The following is a 22990-nucleotide window of genomic DNA, read 5'->3' as shown; positions in this document are numbered from 1 at the left end:
GCGACGAATCCGGTTCGGACGTTCTGTTCTTCGTGGACAACATCTTCCGCTTTACCCAGGCGGGTTCTGAGGTTTCGGCTCTGCTGGGTCGTATTCCTTCCGCTGTGGGCTACCAGCCAACACTGGCAACCGACATGGGCGCGATGCAGGAACGTATTTCCTCCACCAAATCCGGTTCGATTACCTCGGTTCAGGCCGTGTACGTACCTGCGGATGACTTGACCGACCCTGCACCTGCAACTTCGTTTGCTCACTTGGATGCGACAACCGTTCTGGATCGTTCGATCTCTGAAAAAGGTATCTATCCTGCTGTGGATCCACTGGGCTCGACTTCGCGTCTGCTCGATCCGCTGGTGATTGGTGAAGAGCACTACACCGTTGCGACCGACGTGCAGCAGATTCTGCAGCGCTACAAATCGCTTCAGGACATCATCGCAATTCTCGGCATGGACGAGCTTTCGGAAGAAGACAAACTGGCTGTGGCCCGTGCGCGTAAAATCGAGCGCTTCTTGTCTCAGCCGTTTGACGTTGCGAAAGTGTTCACCGGTTCTGACGGTGTGCAGGTTCCACTGGAAGACACAATCTCGTCGTTCAAAGCCGTTGTGGCTGGCGAATACGACCACTTGCCTGAGGCAGCCTTCTACATGGTAGGCGGCATCGAGGACGTGATCGCAAAAGCCGAAAAGATGGCTGCTGAAGCGGCCTAAGGAGGCCCATAATGGCAAACGTGATGCAATTTGATTTGGTTAGCCCTGAGCGGAGCCTTGCTTCGTTTGAGGCAACCGCCGTGCAGATCCCTGGTGTTGAAGGCGACTTGACCGCCATGCCAGGCCATGCGCCTTTGCTGACCTCACTGCGCCCTGGCGTGGTGCGGGTTCAGACGGCGGACGGTGAGAAAGACTTTGTTGTGACACGCGGTTTCGCGGAAGTCTCAGCGGATTCAATCTCGGTGATTGCAGAGCATGCGCACATTGGCGAAGACGTGACCAAGGCAGATCTTGAGGACGTCATTGCTGACGCTCGCAAAGCTGCCGTGGAAGCGCCTGAAGAGCACAAGGACGGCGCAGAGAAATTTGTCGCTGACCTTGAGCAGCTGATGCACGACATGGTCTGATCCCGACACGGATCACAAAGTTAGAGAGGCCCCGCCGACACAGGCGGGGCCTTTTGCGTTTTCTGGGAAGAAAGGCCTTGAAAGCGGCGCATTTGCCTTACAGATTGGCCTGCGATGAAACGCATACGAAATAACTACGTTGGAATCGATCAGGGCGACGAGGCCCTGTTTTCTGACTTTGAATCAGACGGCGAGATGTGGACTGGAAACGGGACGCGCGAACGTCGAAAGCTGATTAAGTTTTCCTCCAAGTATCGGGTGCCACCAACTGTGCAGGTAAGCCTGTCGTTGTGGGATATGGATGCACAGGCCAATATTCGGGCCGAAGTGGTGGCCGAAGAGGTGACCAACCTTGGGTTTCATCTGGTCTTTCGCACATGGGGCGACAGCCGTGTCGCACGGGTGCGTATGTCGTGGTTGGCAATTGGCGAGTTGGCGTTTGCTGAAGACTGGGTGATTGAGGATTGACCGCCCGCACAGAGCGGTTGAAACAAAAACGCCCAACGGAGTGTCCGTCGGGCGTTTTGTGTTTGATCCCGCGTGAGTGGTGGTTGGATCAGCGCAAACGCAATCCGGTGTCAGGATCAAACAAATATAGTCGTTTGGTAGGGACCGATAAGCCGACTGTTGTGCCTTCAGAGCTGCGGGAATCGCCGCGTTCTTCGACTATGAGGCGACTGCCATCTGGCCCTGCGAGATAGCAGTAGGACACACCACCAAGGGCCTCGGTGAGGTCGATGGTGAGCTGATCAGCGCTGTGGTCGAGTTCGATGTGCTCCGGTCGGGCGCCTACGGTGACTTTGGAGAGACCAGCAGGTAGGGCAATTGGGCACTCCTGCGGTGTGGAAAACGCCGGGTGCACCAGTTTACCGTCGACCACATCACACTCCAGGAAGTTCATCGCTGGCGAGCCAATGAAGCCCGCCACAAACCGGTTGTCTGGATTGCGATACAGTTCCAGCGGTGCGCCAACTTGTTCAATGCGGCCATCGCGCAGCACCACAATTTTGTCAGCCATGGTCATGGCTTCGACCTGATCATGGGTCACGTAGATCATGGTTGCGCCAATTTCCTGGTGCAGACGTGCGATCTCCACGCGCATGTCGACGCGCAATTCGGCATCGAGATTGGACAGTGGCTCATCAAACAAGAAGACCTCCGGTCCACGTACAATGGCGCGGCCAATGGCGACGCGTTGACGTTGACCACCGGAAAGCGCTTTGGGTTTGCGTTTGAGATATGGGTCCAGCTTCAGGATCGAGGAGGCTTTTTGAACTTTCTCTTCAATTTCCGCTTTGGGGTGGCCGGTCATACGAAGGCCAAACCCCATGTTTTCCGCCACAGTCATGTGCGGGTAGAGCGCGTAGGTCTGAAACACCATGGCCACACCGCGTTTGGCGGGGTCCATGTGGGTGACGTCCCGCTGGCCGATGTTGATTTGGCCGTCCGTGGTCTCCTCAAGGCCGGCGATCATGCGCAGCAATGTGGATTTGCCACAGCCTGAGGGGCCGACAAACACGCAGAACTCGCCGTCCTCGATCTCCAGATCAATGCCATGAATGACCTGTGTTTCGCCGTATTTCTTGATGGCACCTTGAAGGGTTACACCCGTCATATCGTCACTACCTTTTATTGTCGTGTTTCCGGGAAGCGCCACGCTTCCGCTTCTTCGCCGATGCGTTTGGCGGTTTCCAAGACGCGGGGGGCGAGGTGTTCGAGTTGATCCAGAGATGTGCGGCTGGTTGGGCCGGTCACGGACAACGCGCCGAGCATCCGACTGCCCTTGGTTAGGATTGGCACCGCGATGCAGACAATGCCGGGCTCATGTTCTTCCCGATCAAAGCCGTACCCACGAGCGCGAATGGCCACAAGTTCCTCGCGCAGGCTTTGAGGGTCGGCCAAAGTTGTCGGGGTGAAGCGGTGGAAGCTTTGTTGGGCAATGGCGCGTTCCAAAGCTTCGCCTTCCACATACGCGAGCATGGCTTTGCCGACGCCGGTGCAATAGGCGGGGCCAACTTTGCCTGCTTGGGAGTACATCTCGACTGGGTTCTTGGCGTTGCGCTTGTCCACATAAAGCACCTGTGAGGCGTCAAGTTGTGCCAAATGCACGGTCTCGCCGGTTTCAGCGGAGAGTTGGTCTAAAAAGGGACGGGCAATCGGGGCCAATGAACTGGTTGTCCAGGCCGCGTGCGCCAACCGCACAAGACGCATGCCCATAGCGTATGTCTGACGCTCTGCTTCATACGACAGCATGCCTTGGTTGGTCAGCGTTTGCAGGAATCGGTACAGCGTCGCCTTGGGGTAGGGACTTTTTTCCTGCAATTCGCCAAAGCGCACCGGCCGCTCAAAAGCCGCCACTTGTTCAAGCACATCAAGGGCTTTGCCAACGGTACCGTCTCCAGACATGTGGGTTTCTTCTCCTCCATAGAATCCGCCAGTCGGCAGGAATCTGTTGACAACCTAATCGACTCTGTGTGTAGATTTCAATATGTAAAACATGGTTTCAAATAATGAAACTAAAAAATGCATAATTTTGGAGACAGGGAGGAACAAATGCTTTCCAAAATGAAATCCACCGCCGCCGCCGTTGCGGTTGCCTCTGCGTTTGCTGTGCCAGCATCTGCGGAGCTGACCGGCGACCTGAGCATTTTCCTGGACACATCAAACCCGGCGCCGCGCGCGACCATGGAGGCGATGATCGATCGCTTCAAAGCGGAGCATCCGGGGCTGAATGTTGAAACCACGGTGATCGACCGCGAAGCCTATAAGACCCAAATCCGCAACTTTTTGACCGCCAATGCGCCAGACGTTGCCACTTGGTACGCGGCAAACCGCATGCGTCCTTATGTGGAAGCAGGTCTGTTTGAAGATGTGTCTGACCTCTATGCCGAGCCAGCGATGGCTGAGGGGCTTGCGTCAACCAAGGGTGCGCTGACAATCGACGACAAGCAGTGGGGTGTGGCCTACACGTACTACCAGTGGGGCGTGTACTACCGCAAAGACATCTTTGCGGAGCTGGGTCTGTCCGAACCAACCAATTGGGACGAAGAAAAAGCCAACTGTGGTAAGATCGTAGCGTCGGGCCGGGCCTGTTACACTATCGGGACCAAGTACCTTTGGACGGCTGGTGGTTGGTTTGACTACCTGAACATGCGGACCAACGGCTTTGACTTCCACATGGATCTGGCCGCCGGTAACGTTAGCTGGGAAGATGAGCGCGTAAAAGCGACCTTCATGAACTGGAAAGAGCTGATCGACATGGGCGGCTTCATTGCTGACCACCAGACGTACAGCTGGCAGGAAGCGCTGCCGTTTATGGTCAAAGGCGAAGCTGCGGCCTACCTGATGGGTAACTTTGCCGTGGCGCCACTGCGTGAAGCTGGCTTGACTGACGATCAGTTGGACTTCTACCAGTTCCCAACCATCAACCCGAACGTGGCGCTGTCAGAAGATGCACCAACGGACACTTTCCACATTCCGGCCAACGCGAAGAACAAAGAAGCTGCACGTGAATTCCTACGCTTCGCGACATCGCCAGCAGAGCAAACCATCATCAACAATGGCAAAAACCTCGGCCAGCTGCCTGTGAACGCTGCCTCCGCCGTCGATGATGACAAGTTCCTGCAAATGGGCTTTGAGATGCTGTCCAACAACTCTACCGGTGGTGTGGCCCAGTTCTGGGATCGCGATGCTCCGGCAGAGATGGCAAAGGTCTCTATGGAAGGTTTCCAGGAGTTCATGGTCAAGCCGGACCAGCTGGACAAAATCCTGGCAAAGCTGGAGCGCGCACGCGGCCGTATCTACAAGTGATGAGACTGAGTCAGGGCACCTAGGTGTCTTGGCCATTCATTCAATCGGCAAGGCGGAGGATTTCTTCTGCCTTGCCAGCCTTCATTATCGGGTTCCCTTATGGCCGTTTCCTCAGACATCCCTGAAACCGAATGCTGGTTTCACCGCAATCAACAGCGCATTGCGCCGTGGTTGTTCCTTGCACCAGGCATCCTTTTCTTTGCAGTTTATGTGATCGCGCCGGTGTTTCAGTCTTTTAACCTCTCTCTCTATGAATGGGATGGGTTGGGCGAAAAAACCTATGTGGGGATGCGCAACTACGAAGATCTCTATTGGGAGTACGTGGATCGAGACGCTTTTTTCACCTCGTTGAAAAACAACGTGATGTGGCTGTTTCTCTACCTGCTCGCCATTCCCGCCGGATTGTTCATTGCACTGTTCTTGAACCAAACAGTGCGCGGAATCCGTCTCTATAAGTCTCTGTTTTTCTTTCCGTTTGTGATTTCACAAGTGGTGGTTGGGCTGGTGTTTACGTGGTTCTACGATCCAAGTTTTGGTCTGTTGAACACGATGCTGGGTTGGGTTGGCATGGGGCCAATCAATGTGTTGGGCAATGAACATTTGGTCACCTATGGCATCGTGGCAGCGGGTCTTTGGCCGCAGACCGCCTATTGCATGATCCTCTACCTCACCGGCCTCAACGCGGTGGACCCAGAGCAGATCGAAGCCGGGCGGTTGGATGGCGCCAAAGGTTGGTCGATGTTGTGGAACATCATCCTGCCGCAGCTGCGTCCGGCGACGTTTATTGCCTTCGTGGTGACCATCATCGGCGCGCTGCGCTCGTTTGACCTGATTTCCATCATGACGCAGGGGGGGCCTTTTGGCAGCTCGCGGGTGCTGGCCTACTACATGTTCGAAGTGGCGCTGTCGGAATATGGCTTCCGTATGGGCTATGGCGCGGCCATCGCCGTGGTGCTGTTCCTGATTATGCTGTGCTTCATCGCCTATTTCTTGTGGTCGATGTATCGCGAAGAGAAGGGGCACTGAGATGTTTCCCAAACCCATAGAAAAACAATCCCAAGCGGCGCAGGTCGCTTACAAATCCTTGCTGCCAGTTGCACTGCTGTTTTGGCTCGCACCCTTGTTGGCGGTGGCTCTGTTCTCTGTGAAGCCGGATGCGGATTTTACCTCGGGCAATTATTGGGGGCTGCCGTCCAGCTTTGAAGGCGCCGCCAACTACGGGCAGGTGTTCTTCAACTCAGACATGCCGCGATATTTGCTGAACTCGTTCCTGATTACGGTGCCCACGGTGATTGGGGCGGTGGCGTTGAGTGCGATGACTGGTTTTGCGCTGGGTATTTACAAATTCCGCGCCAACCTTTGGATTTTCTTCATGTTTGTGGCGGGTAACTTTGTGCCGTTTCAAATCCTAATGGTGCCGGTGCGCGATCTGACGTTGGAGTTGGGGTTGTACAACACCAAGACCGGCCTCGTGTTGTTCCATGTGGCGTTCCAAACCGGGTTTTGCACACTGTTTATGCGCAACTTTATTCGTGCGCTGCCGTTTGAGCTGATCGAAGCGGCGCGGGTGGAAGGCGTGAGCGAATGGCGCATCTTCTGGTATGTGGTGCTGCCATTGATGAAACCCGCGTTGGCGGCGTTGTCTGTGTTGATCTTCACTTTCATCTGGAACGACTATTTCTGGGCAGTGGTGCTGACCCAAGGGATTGAGAGCCAGCCGGTGACCGCAGGGATCACCTCGTTCAATGCGCAGTTCCGCGCCGCCTATCACTTGATGAGTGCAGGCTCCATTGTGGCAGCCTTGCCGCCAGTGGCGATGTTCTTCCTAATGCAGAAACACTTCATTGCTGGTCTGACACTTGGGGCCGTGAAGTGACGCAAAAGATGCAAACCTGGCGCCTTGATGCGCCGGGTCAGACCTTGGTTCTGGCCTCAAACGGCGGCGTGCCCAGCGCGCTCTACTGGGGGTGCGCTTTGCCTGCGGGGCAAAATTTGGCAGAGATTGGTGTAATTACCGCGCAGGATGTGACCGGCGGAATGATGGATCAGCTGCCAGATGTATCGCTGTGCCCGGAAGCGGGGCAATGCTTTCAGGGGCAGTCGGGGCTGGTGGCCTATCGAGACGGGCAGTCGGTTTATCCACGTTTCGCATTGGTTGAAGGGGATGGCGCGCGGTTTGTTTGTCGTGATGAGGCGCTTGGGCTGGAGATCACCTTCGAGTTTACCGTGGAAGGTGATGTGATTGCAGCGCGTACAGCGCTGGAGGCTGATGCAGAGATCACCGTGCACCATCTGGCCGCACCAGTAGTGCCTGGCCCGCAGTTTGGCGCAGAGATTCTGGATTTCTCTGGTCGATGGATTGGCGAGTTTCAGCTGGAACGTGCGCCCTGGCGCGCAGGTATTCATATGCGCGAGGCGCGGGGAGGGCGGTCCGGGCATGAGCATCCGCCGATTGCCTATTTCCCGGAGACCGGTGCGCGGAACACCTCTGGCACTGTATTCGCCATGCATTATGGCTGGTCTGGTGGGCATGTGATGTATGCAGAGGAATTGCCGGATGGGCGGCGGCAGATCCAGTTTGGCCATGCTACGGGAACCCGTGCAAGTGGCTGCGCGTTTGAGACCGGCAAACTGTATTTGTCGGTGTCTGAGAGTGGATTAAACGACTGCGCAACCGCATTTCAGCGACATCTGCGGGATCACGTGGTGACTTGGCCACATCCGGAGCGGTCGCGTCCGGTGCATTATAACTGCTGGGAAGCGGTGTATTTTGACCATGATGTGGAGGTGCTGAAGGACATTGCAGAGCGGGCCGCGAAGCTGGGTGCGGAGCGGTTTGTTTTAGATGACGGCTGGTTTGGCAAGCGCGACGATGACACGAGCTCTTTGGGCGATTGGGATATTGATCCCCGCAAATGGCCGGACGGTCTGACGCCGATCATCGAGCACGTGACGTCATTGGGCATGGTGTTTGGACTCTGGTTTGAGCCAGAAATGGTCAATATGGACAGCGATCTGGCACGTGCACATCCGGAATGGATTTTGGGGCCGGTGGATCAGGTCGAAGGGCGACAACAGCGGGTGCTGGATGTTGGCAATCCGAAAGTGCGCGACCACCTTTACAGAAAGATTGCGGCAATCCTTGCGTCACACGACATCGATTACATCAAGTGGGATCACAACCGGTTGCTGCCTGTTGCAGATGCGGCGCAGGCGGAAGGTGTCTATGAACTTATGGGGCGGTTGCGGGTTGAGTTCCCAGATGTTGAAATCGAGAGCTGCGCCTCGGGTGGCGGGCGCATTGATGCCGGGATCTTGGAACATACGCAGCGGGTGTGGTTAAGCGACAGCAACGATGCACAGGAGCGGTTGCGCATTCAGCATGATGCGGCGTTGATGTTGCCCATGGTGATCACCGGTAGTCATGTGGGGCCGCGCCAGTGTCATACTTCAGGGCGGGTGCATGATATTCGTTTCCGTGCTTGGGTGGCGGCGCAGCGGCACATGGGGTTTGAAATGGACCCGCGTGAGCTGACCGAAGAAGAGGCTGAAGTGCTCACGCGGGTCACGGCTTGGTGGAAGAGCAACCGCGACTGGCGGTATTCGGCGGATATCCTGCGGCTCGATGTGGCTGATCCAAGCGTGATTGCTGAGCAGCAATTGTCCCAAGACAAACAGAGATTTGTGGTGTTTGCTGGCAAAGCCGCCTCAGGCACGCAAATCATGCCGCGCCCATTGCGGCTGACCGGTTTGGAGCCGGACGCCACGTATGAAATCGAGCTGATCAATCGGGAAGAGGCGCATCATCTGTCGCGCCGCGAGATGCCGTTGAAAGACGGTCCTGTAACCCTGAGTGGTCAGCTATTGATGCAACACGGTCTCACATTGCCTTGGTCCTTCCCGGACCGGATGTGGGTGATCGAAGGAAAGAAAAAATGAGCAAGAAGCGTCGTTCCCAGCACTGGTATGGCAAGCTAGACAAGGACGGGTTCATTCACCGCAGTTGGATGAAAAATCAGGGGTTTCCCGATCACGCATTTGACGGCCGGCCTATTATTGGCATCTGCAACACATGGTCTGAGTTGACCCCGTGCAACTCTGGTTTGCGTACCCTGGCAGAGGGTGTGAAACGTGGCGTTTGGGAGGCAGGAGGCTTCCCGGTGGAGTTTCCAGTGATGTCTCTGGGGGAAACCCAGATGAAACCCACGGCGATGCTGTTCCGCAACTTGTTGGCTATGGATGTGGAAGAGAGCATTCGCGCCTATGGCATTGATGGTGTTGTGCTGCTGGGCGGCTGTGACAAGACCACGCCGGGGCAGCTAATGGGGGCGGCCTCGGTGGATTTGCCATCCATTGTGGTAAGTTCCGGCCCGATGCTGAATGGCAAGTTCAAAGGCAAGGATATTGGCTCTGGCACGGATGTTTGGAAGTTTTCTGAGGAAGTGCGCGCGGGCGAAATGACCTTGCAGGATTTCATGAACGCGGAAAGTGGGATGAGCCGCAGTGCGGGCGTGTGCATGACCATGGGCACAGCCTCCACCATGGCGTCGCTGGTCGAAGCGATGGGTATGTCGTTGCCCACCAACGCGGCGCTGCCTGCCGTGGATGCGCGCCGCATGGCCTTAGCACATCTGACCGGAAAGCGGATTGTGGAGATGGTGGATGAAGATCTGAAACCGTCCGATGTGATGACAAAAGAAGCCTTTGAAAACGCCATTTTGGCCAATGCGGCTGTGGGAGGATCAACCAACGCGGTGGTGCATTTGTTGGCAATGGCGGGGCGTGTGGGGGTCGATTTGACGCTCAAGGACTTTGAGATTGGCTCGGACATTCCTTTGCTGGTCAACTGTATGCCATCGGGCAAATATCTGATGGAAGATTTCTGTTACGCGGGCGGTGTTCCTGCGGTGCTGAGCCAAATCAAAGAGCATGTACGTCCGGCCAATACAGTGTTGGGGAAAGACATCAGTGCCTATCACGAAGGCGCTGAGATCTACAACGATGACGTCATTCGCCCGCTTGATAACCCGGTGAAGCCTGCGGCCGGTCTGCGTGTGTTGCGTGGGAATTTGGCGCCCAACGGCGCGATTGTGAAGCCATCTGCGGCCACGGATCACCTGCTGGAACATGAGGGCGAGGCCTATGTTTTTGAGAACATCGAAGACTTGAAAGCCAACATCGACAAGCCAGACTTGCCGGTGACCGCGGATACCATCTTGGTGCTCAAAGGCTGCGGGCCGAAAGGCTATCCCGGCATGCCAGAGGTCGGCAACATGCCAATCCCGGGCAAGCTGGTGAAAGAAGGCGTGCGCGACATGATCCGCGTGTCTGACGCTCGTATGTCCGGCACGGCGTACGGTACGGTAATCTTACATGTGAGCCCAGAGGCGCAGGCCGGCGGCACATTGGCGCTGGTGAAAACTGGTGACCGGATCAAGGTGTCTGCCTCCGGCGGTGTGCTGGAATTGTTGGTCGATCAGGTGGAGCTTGAGGTGCGGCGTGCGGCTTGGAAGCCGGACCCCGAACATTACACACGGGGTTACGCAAAACTTTACTACGACCATGTGTTGCAGGCCGACAAGGGCGCCGATCTGGACTTCCTTGTGGGCAAGGACACGCGGCTTGTTACACGGGAGAGCCACTGATGACCGGCACGATTTTTCCTGATCTGAAAGGCAAATCCGTTTACATCACGGGCGGTGCCAGCGGTATTGGCGCGGCACTGACCGATGGGTTTATGGCGCAGGGTGCCAAAGTGGCGATCATCGGGCGCTCGGCTGCAGATGACTTCATCGCAGAGATGGAGACCAAACACGGCGCGACGCCGCTGTTTATGCAGGGCGACATTTCCGACATTCCACGCCTGCGGGAAACCATTCAGCAAGCGGTGGGGGAACATGGTGGCTTGGATGTGCTGGTGAACAATGCCGCCAATGACCAACGCCATACGCTCGATGAAGTAGACGAAGAGTTTTACGACTGGATGCAGGCGGTGAACCAGAAAGCCTATTTCTTTGCCTGTCAGGAAGCGGCGCGGCATATGAGCACTGGTGGTTCGATCATCAACTACAGCTCGGTCAGCTACATCATGGGCAATGCGGGATATCCGATTTACACGTCTGCCAATGCGGCCATAACTGGCATGACCCGGTCGCTGGCGCGGGAGTTGGGACCAAAGGGCATCCGGGTGAATGCATTGGCGCCGGGGTGGGTGCTGACCCAGAAACAGCTTGATAAATGGGCCGACCCAGAGGGATTGGCGGCACATTTGGAGCGACAGTGTCTGAAAGAGCATTTGACGCCAGAAGATATGATTGACCCCACGCTTTATTTGGCGTCAAACGCCAGCCGAATGATGACGGGGCAATGCATGGCGGTTGACGGCGGCGTTGTGGTTTCGGGGTAAGGTATGTCGGTGCAAACACAATGGATTGGAGTGGATTGGGGCACGTCAAGGCTGCGCGCCTTTGCCATGGAAGGTGACACACTTTTAGGGACGGCACAGTCGGACAAAGGCATGGCGCGGCTTGAGGCTGGCGGCTTTGAAGCGGCTTTGTTGGAGCTGGTTGAAGGCTGGCTAGGCGATGGTCCCATGGATGTGATCGCCTGTGGCATGGTTGGAGCACGCCAAGGCTGGGTTGAGGCGCCCTACACGGCGGTGCCCGCGCCCGCATTGGCACCACAACCGGTGCTGGTGCCGGGTACCGATACTCGGATGCGGGTGCATGTTGTGCCCGGTTTGAAGCAGACTAAACCAGCCGACGTGATGCGTGGAGAAGAGACGCAGATTGCCGGTTTCCTGTCGCGCAACCCTAACTGGGATGGCGTTTTGTGTTTGCCCGGCACACACACCAAATGGGCGCATGTGAGTGCCGATGAAGTGGTGAGTTTCCGCACGTTCATGACGGGCGAGTTGTTTTCACTTCTGAGCAAACAGTCCGTATTGCAGCACTCAGTTGGCGAGGGCTGGGACGCAGAAGCCTTCGTGGCGGGTATGGATGTTACATTGTCGCGACCGGAACACCTGGCCTCGGAACTGTTTGGCATTCGCGCCAGTGATCTGTTGAATGCAACTCCCTCTGCGGCGGGGCGTTCCCGCTTATCGGGGTTGCTGTTGGGCGCTGAATTGGCAGCGTCACGGCCTTATTGGCTGGGACAACAGATTGCGGTGATCGGGGAGCAGCAGCTTTCCGACGTTTATGCAGAGGCTCTGAAGGCCCAGGGCGGTTGGGTGACCGTTGTGGACTGTCAGGATATGACACTTGCGGGGCTGTCTGCCGCGCGTAACCTTTTGGGATAATATCATGAACCGGTCGATTATTGCCATCTTGCGCGGGGTGACCCCGAGTGAGATCGAAGCCATGGCAGATGCCATAATTGCAGCGGGTATTGATAAGATCGAAGTGCCGCTCAACTCGCCAGACCCGCTGGCAAGCATTGAACTCTTGGCGAAAGGTTTTGGGGAGCGCGCGCTTGTAGGGGCAGGCACGGTGCTCGAGGTTGCGCAGGTGGATGCGGTGGCAAGTGTGGGCGGCAAGCTGGTCGTCTCGCCCAACTGCGACACCGACGTGATTGCGCATACCGCCAAACTTGGCCTGGAAAGTTGGCCGGGGGTGTTCACGCCGACAGAAGCTTTCGCCGCGTTGAAGGCAGGCGCGACAGGCCTGAAACTGTTCCCAGGTAACATGGCCGGGCCGGGCGGTTTGAAGGCTGTGCGGGCTGTGCTGCCTAAAGACAGCAAAGTCTACGCTGTAGGCGGCGCTGGCCCTGAGAACTTTGGCGAGTGGATTGCCGCTGGGGCGGATGGCTTTGGCATTGGCTCTGCGATTTACAAATCGGGCATGAGCGTGGAGGATGTGCGTCAGCGGGCAGAGGCCATTGTGGCCGCCTATGACGAGGCTTTTGAATGAGCACAGTTTTCGACAACCGCCCTTGTGCGTTGGGGGAAGGTCCCCTTTGGCATCCGGAGCGGCAACAGTTGTTCTGGTTTGATATCGTTGGCAAACGTATGCTGAGCCAAAGGGACGGTGAACCCCTGGAATGGCAGTTTGATGAACATGTGTCTGCGGCTGGTTGGGTCGACGCCGACACGCTGATCCTTGCGTCTGAGACGGCACTTTGGTTGTTCTACCTGGACACGGTAGAACAAGAATACTTGTGTTCCTTGGAGGCGGACAATCCGGTGACACGCTCCAACGACGGGCGCGCGGACCCGTGGGGCGGGTTTTGGATTGGCACCATGGGCAAGAACGCGGAACGCAAAGCGGGTGCGATTTATCGCTACTTTGACGGGGAGCTTCGCAAGCTGGTCTCAAAGGTGACAATCTCCAATGCGATCTGTTTCGATAAAGGCCGCGGTTGCGCATACTACACCGACACGGTGACCAAATTGGTGATGCGCCAGAATGTTGATACGGAGACAGGTTGGCCGGTTGGTAAGGCAGAAGTTTATCTCGATCTCAATGAGGATGGGCTGAACCCGGATGGGGCCGTGGTGGATGCGGACGGCAATGTCTGGATTGCGCAATGGGGGGCTGCACAGGTTTCGGCTTATGACCCGGACGGCACCTTCCTAAGATCGGTGTCAGTAGGCGGGCAGCACAGCAGCTGTCCAGCGTTTGGCGGCAATGATTTGAGCACGCTGTTTGTGACCTCGGCTCGTGAAGGCATTGATGAAAAGACATTGGCAGAGGTGCCGGAGAACGGCATGGTCTTTGCCATAGACAGCGTTGCCCAAGGGGTGGCGGAACCACGGGTGATCTTATGAAACAAGAATTGGGCGTTTGTTATTATCCTGAGCATTGGCCGGAAGAGACCTGGGCCAAGGATGCAGCGGATATGGCTGCGACAGGTATCCGCTGGGTGCGGATTGGTGAATTTGCCTGGAGTCGGATGGAAGCCGTGCCGGGTCAGTTGACGCTAGAGTGGTTGGACCGCGCAATCGAGACGCTTGGCGCGGCTGGACTGAAAGTTGTGCTTGGCACACCAACGGCGGCACCACCGCGATGGATGCTCGACAAACACCCTGACATGCTGGCCGTGGATGAAAGCGGGAACCCGCGCAAGTTTGGCTCGCGGCGGCATTATTGTTTCAGCCATCAGGGCTATCGCGATGAATGTGCGCGGATCACCCAAATTGTGGCGGAGCGTTATGGCAAGAACCCACATGTGGTCGCCTGGCAGACGGACAATGAATATGGCTGTCACGACACCACCATCAGCTATTCGGAAGCCGCCAAAGAGGCGTTCCAAGGCTGGTGCCGCGATCGCTATGAAACCGTTGAGGCGCTGAACGAGGCGTGGGGCAATATCTTTTGGTCGATGGACTATGACTCCTTTGATCAGATCGACTTGCCTAATCAGACGGTAACAGATCCAAACCCGGCGCATGTGTTGGCGTTCCGGCGGTTCTCCAGCGATCAAGTGGTGCAATTCAACCGGGTGCAAACCGATATTTTGAAGGCCCAGACAGACGCGCCGCTGATCCACAACTACATGGGGCGTATTCTGGAATTTGACCACTTTGAAATGGGTGAAGACCTCGATATTGCGAGCTGGGACAGCTACCCCATTGGATTCCTGTCGGATCGGCTTGAGGCGTCTGAAGCCCATAAGTCGCGGTTCTTGCGGCAGGGGGATCCCGATTTTCAGGCCTTCCACCACGATCTGTATCGCGCGGTTGGTAATGGCCGATGGTGGGTTATGGAACAGCAGCCGGGCCCGGTGAACTGGGCGCCGTACAACCCGGCTCCATTGCCGGGCATGGTGGCGTTGTGGGCGCTGGAAGCCTTTGCGCATGGGGCCGAAGTGGTGAGCTACTTCCGCTGGCGCCAGGCGCCGTTTGCGCAGGAGCAGATGCACGCAGGCCTACAAGCGCCAGATGGGCGTGAGGCCCCTGGCATGGACGAGGCGCGGGCTGTGGCCGGTGTGCTTGATATGCTCAAGGAGCAGGAAACCCAGCAAGCGGACGTGGCGCTGGTGTATGACTATGCCTCTGATTGGGCATGGAAAACCCAGCCGCAGGGCGCAGGGTTTGACTATTTCCGATTGGTGTTCGCCGCCTATCGCGGATTGCGGCGTGCGGGACTTTCCGTGGATTTTGTCAGTCCCAATTGTCGGGACTTTTCAGGCTTCAAAGCGGTGTTTGCGCCGGGTGTGGCGACGCTTGATCCGGCGCTTGTTTCCGCGATTTCCGATGACGGTGCGTTGGCGGTTCTGGGTCCACGTGCAGGGGCCATCACTGACGAATTCATGATCCCTGCCAAAGGTCGTCCGAGGGTGTCAAATCTGGATGTGCGAGTGGAGCTGGTTGAGAGTATGCCGCCGCACGCTGGAATGGATGTGTCCGGAGGCGGAAAAGTTGAATACTGGCATGAGCGGTTGTCTGGCGCGGCCGAGGTGTTTCTTAAGACCCAAGACGGTGCGCCGGTTCTTATGGGGCAGAATGATCTTTGGTATCTGGGCAGCTTCCCGGACGAAGCGCTTTGGGATCGTATCGTGACGATGGCTTGTGAGCGGGCCGGGGTTGTGATGGCACCAATGCAGGATGGTGTGCGCCGTCGCCGGTTTGGTGATTATGATTTTGTGGTCAACTACAACAGCTTCTCAGCAAGCGTGCAGGGGCATCGTGTGCCTGCCTGCGGTGTGCTGGTGTTTGAGGGTGGTGCGCCAGTTGTGGCCTGTGACCTGAGCTCAGGCTAATCGTCAGGCACCAAAGAAGAATAGCGGCGGGCGTTGCGTTGGCAGCGCCCGTTTTTCTTTGCAGCCTCCCGTGACGTCATGTTGTTGGAGGCTTGATTTGGCATAAAGTTCGTATACGAATTAAGTGAAGTAATTCGGATGCGAACCAAATATGGCAAAACCTCCCAAGATTTTCTTGCTGATGAACCGTGCCCATGCGGCGATCGCGCGAGCAGCTGAACGCAAAACCAAAGCGCTGGCGGAGCTATCGATGCCTCAACATGGCGTTCTGGTCCTTCTGTCCAAACGCGATGGGCAAACGGTGTCTCAATTGGCCAAAGCGTTGTCGATGCGCAAATCCAGTTTAAGCGGATTGATTGATCGCATGGTGGATCGTGGTTTTGTGCGCCGCGAGAAAGATGCTGAGGATGGGCGCGTCGTGAGAATTTACCTGGAACCGGCTGCGGAAAGCTTAGTGCGACGCACGGTGCCTTTTGTGCAGCACGTGAACGGGCTGTTACTGGCGCCATTTGATGCCGAGGAACAGGAGGTCATTGGCAGGTTTCTGACCCATTTGGCAGAGAATGCCGAGGACGTGATTGATCAGGCGGAATGGCGCGAGGAGCAAAAGTGATGTTGGATCAAGGTGATGTGACTGTCGAAGATATCAAGTTTCGCGCAGAGGACGGCTGGGAACTGACGGGTACGGTCTATCGCGGAGCTGCGCCGCAGGTTGCCATTCTGATCTCTGCCGGTACAGGCTTCCCGAGGCGGTTCTATCGCCATGTAGCGGCGTATTTGGCACAACGTGGCGCTGTGGTGCTGACCTATGATTTCCGAGGTATCGGCGAGTCGGGGGCAGAGAACCTCGCGGTCAGTGGCATTGATTATCCGGACTGGGGACAGGTGGATATGACTGCGGCACTTGATCATCTGGAACACATTGCGCCCGGAGTGCCCTTGACCACTGTGGGGCACAGTATTGGCGGGCAGTTTGTCGGGTTTATGCAGAACCATCATAAGGTCGCGCGCCATGCGTTTGTCGCTGTCGGCAATGGACATTGGGGCGTGCACAAACCGCGCAATGTTCCTTTGGAGCTGTTTTTCTGGTGGGGCTACGGCAGCTACTGCCTTGCGCGGCACGGGTTTATTCCGGCGGGCGGTTTGTGGGGCGGAGAAGCCTTGCCGCCAGAGGTGTTCAAGACCTGGCGGCGGTGGAGTGGACGGCGCAGTTATTTGCTCCCCGACTTGGCGTCGGGGCGGTATCCGCACCACTTTGATGATCCATGCAAACCGATTTGCGCCTGGGTGATAAGTGACGACCCCATCGCGACGGAAACCGCCTGTGGCGACACGCTGGGCCACTACACTCAGGCGGAGACACATATGGTTGTGAGGACGTCCAAAGAGCTTGGCGCAAAGAAGGTTGGACACGACGGAGCGTTTCGCAAAGGGCGGGAAACGCTGTGGGATGAGCTGTGGCAGTGGCTGAGGGACGGGCAATTACCAGAGGGGGGTAAAACCCGGTAAGCCACCCGCAGGACACAAAAAAGCCGGCGACCCTAAGGTGCCGGCTTTTTAATGCGTTCAGATCAAGATCAGACTTTGAGGTTTGGAATGATCTGTTTTTTGCGGCTCACAACACCTGGCAGCACAACGGTGTCGCCGGAGGCGTCAACGTCAAAAGATTTGGCTGCTACGGATTTCACCAGATCGTTTGGCACCAGCAAGGTGGACTGTTCGTTCAGGATGTCGACCACAAACAGCAGAACCTGTTCCACGCCGTCCTCAGACGCCACGGTGGTCATGGTGTCCATCAGCGATGCCTTGCGGTCCAGCACGGTGGACGGGCTGGTGGTTTCCAGAACAGATACGCGGAACTTGGTGCCATCAACGGCGTATTCTTTGGAGTCCATGCGCAGCAGCTCTGCGTCGGAGAAAGACGACACGTCGGATTTTGCAGCAAACATTTCAGCAGCATAAGACGGGATATCGATGCCCAGATCTGCCGCCAGTTTCTCACAAACCGCTTTGTCGTGGTCGGTGGTGGTTGGGGAGCGGAATTCCAGTGTGTCTGACAGGATGCAGGTCAGCATGGTGCCTTTGATCCAGTCTGGCATGTCGATGTCGCCCATCAGGTCAAACATGATGGTCGCGGTACAGGCCACTGGGCGGATGGTGATGTCGATTGGACCTTTGGTTTCCAGGCCGCCAACCAGCTTGTGGTGGTCGATGATGGCCTGAACGTCTGCGCCGTTGATGTTGGTTGGCAGCTCGGCCGGGTTGTTGGTGTCCACAATCACCACAGCCGCGTCATCCGCAACATCTTCGATGATCGCTGGCTTTGGCAGATCCCAGCGGTTCAGCAGCCATGCGGCCTCGGTGTTGGGCTCACCCAGCAGCTTCGCTTCGGCTGGCGTGCCTTTGATTTCAGACAGATACCACGCCCAGATAATTGGAGATCCGGTGGAATCAGTGTCGGGGGATTTGTGGCCAAAAACCTGAATTGTCATGTCGCGACGTCCTTAAAAACAAAGAAAACGGTGAAGTTGCGCGCCTTATAGAAGGGCGCAGGACGTTTGTCACCTGCGGCTTTAGGGCTGCGACTTCGGGGCGCGGCGGTCAGTTGTTTTTTGGCGCGTCAAGGGGCAGGCGGGTGAGAGTGAAGCCCGCGTCTTGCAATTGGGCAAGCACGCCTGATTCACCGGGAAGGTGCAGGGCGCCAACAGCGACGAGCGCAGGGGCTTTGGAAAGTTCTTTGGTGAGCACCTCTGTCCATGCTGTGTTGCGGGTGACGATAAGGTCGTCTTCGGCTTGTTTGAGCAGCTGAGCGAGGCGGGCTTTGTCTTTGTTATCTCCGACATTCTTGAAGGTTTCTGCGGAGCCAAATTCCCAAATAAGCTGAATGGTTTCATCGAGATACATGGCGACCATCGCGCCCATCAGGTCGGGCGCGGCGAGGTCCGTGTTCAGCGACAGGCTCCAGCGCAGGTCTTCCATCTGTTCCTCAAGCGGGTCGGAGGCCAGCATGGTCAGCAAACCGTCGATGCTGTCGAGAGATTGTGTGGGCAAGTTGTTGGCTTTGGCCATGGCGGCGATCTGTTGGTCGAGGCCCTTTTTGCCTGACTTAACAACCTCATAGGCGCAGGGTGGCAGCATTAGGGTCATGCCGAGGAACCAAGGCTGATAGCGGGCGGCGAGGAAGGGCGGCATGCCGCGTTCCTGCAATTGCACAACAACGTGGTCCCAGAGTTCTGGGCCGAGACGGTCAATAAGGGAGGGGCCGGTTTGGATCAGGTAGCTGTCGGGGTTTTGCGTGAGGTGACGTTGAAAGTCGAGTTGATCTTCGTCGGTGAGTTCGAGAAAAACCTTTTCAGGCTGCGGGGTTAGCTCTTCCAAGCGGGTGACCATGGCGGCGTGTTCTGGCAAGTGCACATGGAAGGTGCCGACTAGATGGCTAACCACGCCGTTTTTCTCTGCCCGCCAGAGCAGGCCTTGGGAGAAGGGGGCTTCTGCGGCTTTGGTCTCGAGGGCTTGGCGCTCGCTTTCTGCCAAGGAGGAATAGACGTTTGGACCTGTGCAATTGGCCGATGCGATGCTGGAAAAGGACAGCAAAAACAGAAGTGTAGTCAGAAACCGCATCGGAACCCCGCAACAAGAATTTGGGTCAAGGTAACAGGGCATCGGGCAGGCTCAAGGGCGAATGTTTTGGAGGTGGCAAATGATGTGGGCAACACGGCTGTTTGGCGTTACCAAAGGGCATGGGCAAGATGGCAGAAACCGAACTTTATGCGCCAGTCAAAACATGGCTGGAGACACGTGGCTTTGAAGTGAAAGCCGAAGTTGGCGCGGCGGATGTTGTTGCCGTCAAAGACGGTGAAGATCCTGTAATCATTGAGTTAAAAACGGGGTTCTCGTTGACGTTGCTGCAGCAAGCCGTGGCGCGGCAGGCGGTGACGGATGCTGTTTATGTGGCGGTGCCTCGCTGGAAAGGGCGGGCTGGATGGAAGGCATTTTCCGGCAATATCGGGCTGTGCAAACGGCTTGGCCTTGGGGTGCTTTCGGTGCGGCTCAAAGACAGCGCTGTGGAGGTGCATTGTGATCCGGCGCCGTTTCAGCCACGCAAGTCGAAGCTGCGTAAGGCACGGCTTTTGAAGACTTTTTCACGCCTTGAGGGCGATCCAAATACTGGCGGGATGCGGGGCGAGAAGGTCACGGTGTATCGGCAGGATGCGGAAAAATGTGCGGTGTTTCTTAATGAGAACGGGGCGTCTCGCGGTCGGGATGTTGTCAAAGGCACGGGCGTTGAGAAAGCCACGACCATGATGCGGGACAACCACTATGGCTGGTTCGAGAACGTGGAAAAGGGTGTCTATATGCTGAGCGAGGCCGGGGTGTCTGCGTTGTCGCAAGGTGGCAGTTAACCGAAGCTTTTACGGGTAAAATCCACGTCGGTAATACGTCTGTATCGCGACTGTTTTGCGGAGGTGCGTTTTTTGGCGCACTGAGGTGCCTTTGAGCGTTTGCGCGCCGCGCGGTGTTGCGCAAATTGGCGTAACAGGTGTAGGCGGTTTGGGACCATTTTGAAGGACGAACCATGACCACCACGCTCATCGTTTTGGCCCACCCCAGCCGACAGTCTTTTACCGGTGCCTGGGCGGAGGCTTCGGCGGCTGCCTGCGCGGCGGCGGGGCACGAGGTCCTGTGGAGCGACCTGTCGGCGCATCAGTTTGAGGCCGTCGAAGGCGCGCGCCATTTTGGGCAGGATGTGGCCGGGCCGTTTGATCCGCTAAAGGCGCATGAAGCAGCGGTGGCCGCGGGCACTGTGCCGGTGGATATGGCGGCAGAGGTGGAGAAGATCCGACAAGCTGACCAGATCATCTTTCACTTCCCGCTGTGGTGGTTTGCGCCGCCCGCCGTCTTAAAAGGCTGGTTTGATCGGGCGCTGGTGCATGGCGATTTGCACACGGTAGAGGAGCGGTTTGACACTGGGCGGTGTCGTGGCAAGCGGGCGCTGTTTTGTGTGACCACCGGGGCGGGGCCTGCTGAATGTGGGCCGGGCGGCAAAGAAGGCGACGTGAACCTGCTGTTATGGCCGTCGGCTTATACGCTGCGGTATCTTGGGTTTGATGTGTATCAGCCGGAGGTCGTGCATGGGGTGCACGGGTATTTTGAGGGCGCTGAGGAGGCGGAATTGCAGGCGCGCTTGCAGGGCGTGCTGGAGGGACAGGCAGGCCTAGTGGCGGGATTGGGTGACCGCGCGTTGATGCGATTTAACGCGGACAGTGATTTTGACGAGGCGGGCCGACTGAAAGCCGGGGCGGAGCGTTTTTCGGCGTTTATTTGAAACAGCTAGCCGCGTGCCACAAACACGTGGCCTTGCATGCGGCCTGACACGGGGCCTGTGCCAAAGGCCTCTTCGATGTCTTTGGTTGCCGCTTTGGTGATGTCCGCCAGGGTGCCTGGGGCGCGGGTTTCAAGCTCGTTGCGCAGAGGCGTGCCCTGGCAATAGGCTATGGCCGGGATGTGCGGCCCTTCCGCTGTGCTGTCCGTCGTGATTGTGTAGCTGTCAATCTGGCCAAACCCGGCGGTTTTGAGATCGGCGGTGATGCTGTTGATGTCGCCGTGACCATGCGGGGTGCGTGCCAGAAACTGCGGCGGATCATTGGGAAAAAGCCGCGCGGCGGTCTCGGTGACGCTGTGGGCAAAGACGTTGTCTTCGATCCGATCCCAGACATTGAAGACAAAGATGCCGTCGGGTTTCATCACCCGTCGTGCCTCGGCATATCCGGCCACTTTGTCCGGAAAAAACATCACCCCAAACTGGCAGCACACGGCGTCAAAGGTTGCTGCGTCAAACGGCAGGGATAGCGCGTCGGCCTGTTGCCATTCAACCCGCTCTGCATCGGGTTGCTGGCTGGCGGCACGGTCCAACATCGGTTGGTTGAGATCGGTGACAACGTAGCGAGCTTGCGGGCTTAGTTTAGGGGCCAGGGCACGGGTAACCACGCCGCTGCCAGCTGCGGTTTCCAACACCGCCGAGGGGGCGGTTTGCGCGACCCGATGGGCCATGTCGTTGGCGTAATGCTCAAAAATCAGCGGGACGAGAAACTGGTCGTAAACGTCAGGAATGGAGCCGGTGAAATTCTTGTCTGATATGGACATCAGTCACGTGCCTCTCGGTCTGGATGTGCCGCAAAGAGGCCAATGTAACATGTTTTACGGAGTGGGTCACATTTGGGCGATGGCGCGACCGGTGGCTTGGCGTTCGCGCCATTTCAGTCCTGTTAGCTGCGCGACGGGTAGATGCCCACTAGGTTGACGCAGTAGAAAATGGCCTCTGGCGCGCGGGCCATCAGGTCCGGCAGAGCAAAGGTTGTGCGGCCGTCGCCGCCAAAGTTGGTTCCGTAGAGGCTGAACAAGGCTTCGTTGCCTGAAACGGGCAACAGTCGACCGTCTGCCCTGAGGTAGCCGCGCGGGCAGAAATTGCTGCCAAACATGATGATTTCACCAACAAAATCGCCGTCGCCTGCCTGAGCGGGAGCGGTGGTGAAAAGTGCGGCGGCAGTGGTGGCGGCGAGAGTGAGGTGTTTGAGCATGAGTGGTCCTGTGGATGGTTGTTTTAAGGACTTTAGCGTTGGTTTTTGTGATTGGGCGAACTTTTTCGGAAAAGGCCTTGGAAGGGTTACTGTTCAAAGAAAAAGGGCCGCCCGGAGGCGACCCTTTTATTTATTTTCGGTGAGCTGCTTTCGGCAGATTGGCCTTTCGGCCAATCGCCTGACGCTATCACAATCCCTGACGGGAATTGTGATTACATCATGCCGCCCATGCCGCCCATGCCGCCCATGTCAGGCATGCCGCCGCCGGCTGCGCCGCCGTCTTTGGCTGGCTTATCAGCAACCATAGCTTCGGTGGTGATCAGCAGGCCCGCGATGGAGGCTGCGTCTTCCAGAGCTGTGCGTGCCACTTTGGCTGGGTCGATCACACCAAATGCGAACATGTCACCATATTCTTCGGTCTGAGCGTTGAAGCCAAAGTTGCTGTCGGAAGATTCACGGATCTTGCCCGCAACAACCGCACCGTCAACACCGGCGTTTTCAGCAATCTGACGCAGAGGCGCTTCGATGGCTTTACGCACGATCACGATACCAGCGTTCTGGTCAGCGTTTGCGCCTTCCAGAGTTTCCAGTGCTTTGCCAGCCTGAATGAGAGCAACACCGCCGCCCACAATCACGCCTTCTTGCACAGCAGCGCGGGTTGCGTTCAGAGCATCGTCAACACGATCTTTGCGCTCTTTCACTTCAACTTCGGTCATGCCGCCAACACGGATCACAGCAACACCGCCTGCCAGTTTGGCAACGCGCTCTTGCAGCTTCTCACGGTCGT

The 22990-nt window shown here is 57.0% G+C and carries 23 protein-coding genes and 1 pseudogene; 17 read left to right on the top strand and 7 right to left on the bottom strand.

From position 1 onward, the window contains the following. The 3 genes and pseudogenes from QZ517_RS13585 to QZ517_RS13575 form a co-directional block, all read left to right on the top strand. Nucleotides 1-707: pseudogene (locus tag QZ517_RS13585) on the top strand (F0F1 ATP synthase subunit beta); the annotation flags it as partial. An 11-nt stretch (nucleotides 708-718) separates the two neighbouring features. Further along, the gene (locus tag QZ517_RS13580; RefSeq protein ID WP_294227784.1) at nucleotides 719-1114 is read left to right on the top strand and encodes a F0F1 ATP synthase subunit epsilon; all 396 of its coding nucleotides are present in this window, start codon (nucleotides 719-721) and stop codon (nucleotides 1112-1114) included. Nucleotides 1115-1228: 114 nt separating this feature from the next. Beyond that, complete coding sequence (locus tag QZ517_RS13575; protein WP_294227782.1) at nucleotides 1229-1582, top strand: H-type lectin domain-containing protein; 354 nt, start codon at nucleotides 1229-1231, stop codon at nucleotides 1580-1582. Between the two features lie 88 nt (nucleotides 1583-1670). Here the strand turns inward: QZ517_RS13575 and ugpC are convergent, their stop codons facing one another. Both ugpC and QZ517_RS13565 read right to left on the bottom strand, forming a co-directional pair. Then, entirely contained in the window at nucleotides 1671-2729 is a 1059-nt protein-coding gene (gene ugpC, locus QZ517_RS13570; RefSeq protein WP_294227780.1) for a sn-glycerol-3-phosphate ABC transporter ATP-binding protein UgpC, read from the bottom strand. 14 nt (nucleotides 2730-2743) lie between these two features. Then, a complete protein-coding gene (locus tag QZ517_RS13565) occupies nucleotides 2744-3520 on the bottom strand; it encodes an IclR family transcriptional regulator (protein WP_294227778.1) in 777 nt (258 codons plus the stop codon). Nucleotides 3521-3667: 147 nt separating this feature from the next. On the opposite strand from QZ517_RS13565, the gene QZ517_RS13560 reads away from it, so the two are divergent. The 12 genes from QZ517_RS13560 to QZ517_RS13505 all read left to right on the top strand — a co-directional run bounded on the left by QZ517_RS13560 (nucleotide 3668) and on the right by QZ517_RS13505 (nucleotide 17134). Further along, entirely contained in the window at nucleotides 3668-4924 is a 1257-nt protein-coding gene (locus tag QZ517_RS13560; protein ID WP_294227776.1) for an ABC transporter substrate-binding protein, read from the top strand. Nucleotides 4925-5023: 99 nt separating this feature from the next. After that, nucleotides 5024-5950, top strand: a complete 927-nt coding sequence (locus QZ517_RS13555) for a sugar ABC transporter permease (protein WP_294227774.1) — start codon at nucleotides 5024-5026, stop codon at nucleotides 5948-5950. A gap of 1 nt (nucleotide 5951) precedes the next feature. Continuing rightward, nucleotides 5952-6800 carry a carbohydrate ABC transporter permease gene (locus QZ517_RS13550; protein ID WP_294227772.1) on the top strand — a complete coding sequence of 283 codons (849 nt, stop codon included), beginning with the start codon at nucleotides 5952-5954 and terminating at the stop codon, nucleotides 6798-6800. Nucleotides 6801-6808: 8 nt separating this feature from the next. Next, complete coding sequence (locus QZ517_RS13545; protein WP_294227770.1) at nucleotides 6809-8863, top strand: alpha-galactosidase; 2055 nt, start codon at nucleotides 6809-6811, stop codon at nucleotides 8861-8863. Then, the gene (locus QZ517_RS13540) at nucleotides 8860-10569 is read left to right on the top strand and encodes an IlvD/Edd family dehydratase (protein WP_294227768.1); all 1710 of its coding nucleotides are present in this window, start codon (nucleotides 8860-8862) and stop codon (nucleotides 10567-10569) included. The genes QZ517_RS13545 and QZ517_RS13540 overlap by 4 nt, the downstream gene beginning before the upstream one ends. Continuing rightward, a complete protein-coding gene (locus tag QZ517_RS13535) occupies nucleotides 10569-11330 on the top strand; it encodes an SDR family oxidoreductase (protein WP_294227766.1) in 762 nt (253 codons plus the stop codon). The genes QZ517_RS13540 and QZ517_RS13535 overlap by 1 nt, the downstream gene beginning before the upstream one ends. 3 nt (nucleotides 11331-11333) lie before the next feature. Continuing rightward, nucleotides 11334-12224, top strand: coding sequence for a 2-dehydro-3-deoxygalactonokinase (locus QZ517_RS13530; protein ID WP_294227764.1), 891 nt, complete (start codon nucleotides 11334-11336; stop codon nucleotides 12222-12224). Nucleotides 12225-12228: 4 nt separating this feature from the next. Beyond that, nucleotides 12229-12834: a 2-dehydro-3-deoxy-6-phosphogalactonate aldolase gene (locus QZ517_RS13525; RefSeq protein WP_294227762.1), complete on the top strand. Its 606-nt coding sequence runs from the start codon at nucleotides 12229-12231 to the stop codon at nucleotides 12832-12834. Beyond that, nucleotides 12831-13691, top strand: a complete 861-nt coding sequence (locus tag QZ517_RS13520) for an SMP-30/gluconolactonase/LRE family protein (RefSeq protein WP_294227761.1) — start codon at nucleotides 12831-12833, stop codon at nucleotides 13689-13691. Before QZ517_RS13525 ends, QZ517_RS13520 begins: the two co-directional genes overlap by 4 nt. Further along, the gene (locus tag QZ517_RS13515) at nucleotides 13688-15625 is read left to right on the top strand and encodes a beta-galactosidase (RefSeq protein WP_294227758.1); all 1938 of its coding nucleotides are present in this window, start codon (nucleotides 13688-13690) and stop codon (nucleotides 15623-15625) included. The genes QZ517_RS13520 and QZ517_RS13515 overlap by 4 nt, the downstream gene beginning before the upstream one ends. Before the next feature lie 151 nt (nucleotides 15626-15776). Beyond that, a complete protein-coding gene (locus QZ517_RS13510; protein ID WP_294227756.1) occupies nucleotides 15777-16238 on the top strand; it encodes a MarR family transcriptional regulator in 462 nt (153 codons plus the stop codon). Continuing rightward, on the top strand, nucleotides 16238-17134 hold the full coding sequence (locus tag QZ517_RS13505; RefSeq protein ID WP_294227754.1) for an alpha/beta hydrolase: 897 nt from the start codon (nucleotides 16238-16240) through the stop codon (nucleotides 17132-17134). Before QZ517_RS13510 ends, QZ517_RS13505 begins: the two co-directional genes overlap by 1 nt. Before the next feature lie 68 nt (nucleotides 17135-17202). On the opposite strand, the gene QZ517_RS13500 is transcribed toward QZ517_RS13505, so the two are convergent. Together QZ517_RS13500 and QZ517_RS13495 are read right to left on the bottom strand one after the other, a co-directional pair. Then, nucleotides 17203-18117, bottom strand: coding sequence for a manganese-dependent inorganic pyrophosphatase (locus QZ517_RS13500; RefSeq protein WP_294227752.1), 915 nt, complete (start codon nucleotides 18115-18117; stop codon nucleotides 17203-17205). Between the two features lie 109 nt (nucleotides 18118-18226). Then, complete coding sequence (locus tag QZ517_RS13495; protein ID WP_294227750.1) at nucleotides 18227-19246, bottom strand: TraB/GumN family protein; 1020 nt, start codon at nucleotides 19244-19246, stop codon at nucleotides 18227-18229. A gap of 128 nt (nucleotides 19247-19374) precedes the next feature. On the opposite strand from QZ517_RS13495, the gene QZ517_RS13490 reads away from it, so the two are divergent. Together QZ517_RS13490 and QZ517_RS13485 are read left to right on the top strand one after the other, a co-directional pair. Beyond that, nucleotides 19375-20028, top strand: a complete 654-nt coding sequence (locus tag QZ517_RS13490; protein WP_294227748.1) for a DUF2161 family putative PD-(D/E)XK-type phosphodiesterase — start codon at nucleotides 19375-19377, stop codon at nucleotides 20026-20028. 173 nt (nucleotides 20029-20201) lie between these two features. Continuing rightward, a complete protein-coding gene (locus QZ517_RS13485) occupies nucleotides 20202-20951 on the top strand; it encodes an NAD(P)H-dependent oxidoreductase (RefSeq protein WP_294227746.1) in 750 nt (249 codons plus the stop codon). 5 nt (nucleotides 20952-20956) lie between these two features. On the opposite strand, the gene QZ517_RS13480 is transcribed toward QZ517_RS13485, so the two are convergent. From QZ517_RS13480 to QZ517_RS13470, 3 genes are all read right to left on the bottom strand, one after another. Continuing rightward, a complete protein-coding gene (locus tag QZ517_RS13480; protein WP_294227744.1) occupies nucleotides 20957-21769 on the bottom strand; it encodes a class I SAM-dependent methyltransferase in 813 nt (270 codons plus the stop codon). A gap of 122 nt (nucleotides 21770-21891) precedes the next feature. Continuing rightward, nucleotides 21892-22203: a tail fiber protein gene (locus tag QZ517_RS20085; RefSeq protein ID WP_366766150.1), complete on the bottom strand. Its 312-nt coding sequence runs from the start codon at nucleotides 22201-22203 to the stop codon at nucleotides 21892-21894. Between the two features lie 212 nt (nucleotides 22204-22415). Next, nucleotides 22416-22990: TCP-1/cpn60 chaperonin family protein (locus QZ517_RS13470; RefSeq protein ID WP_294227742.1), on the bottom strand; the 575-nt coding region annotated here is incomplete at its 5' end.

It is taken from the genome of uncultured Shimia sp., assembly GCF_913054185.1.
Taxonomy (GTDB): Bacteria; Pseudomonadota; Alphaproteobacteria; order Rhodobacterales; family Rhodobacteraceae; genus Shimia.
Note: the sequence above shows the minus strand (reverse complement) of the source record. Positions and strands in the feature narration are given on the sequence as shown.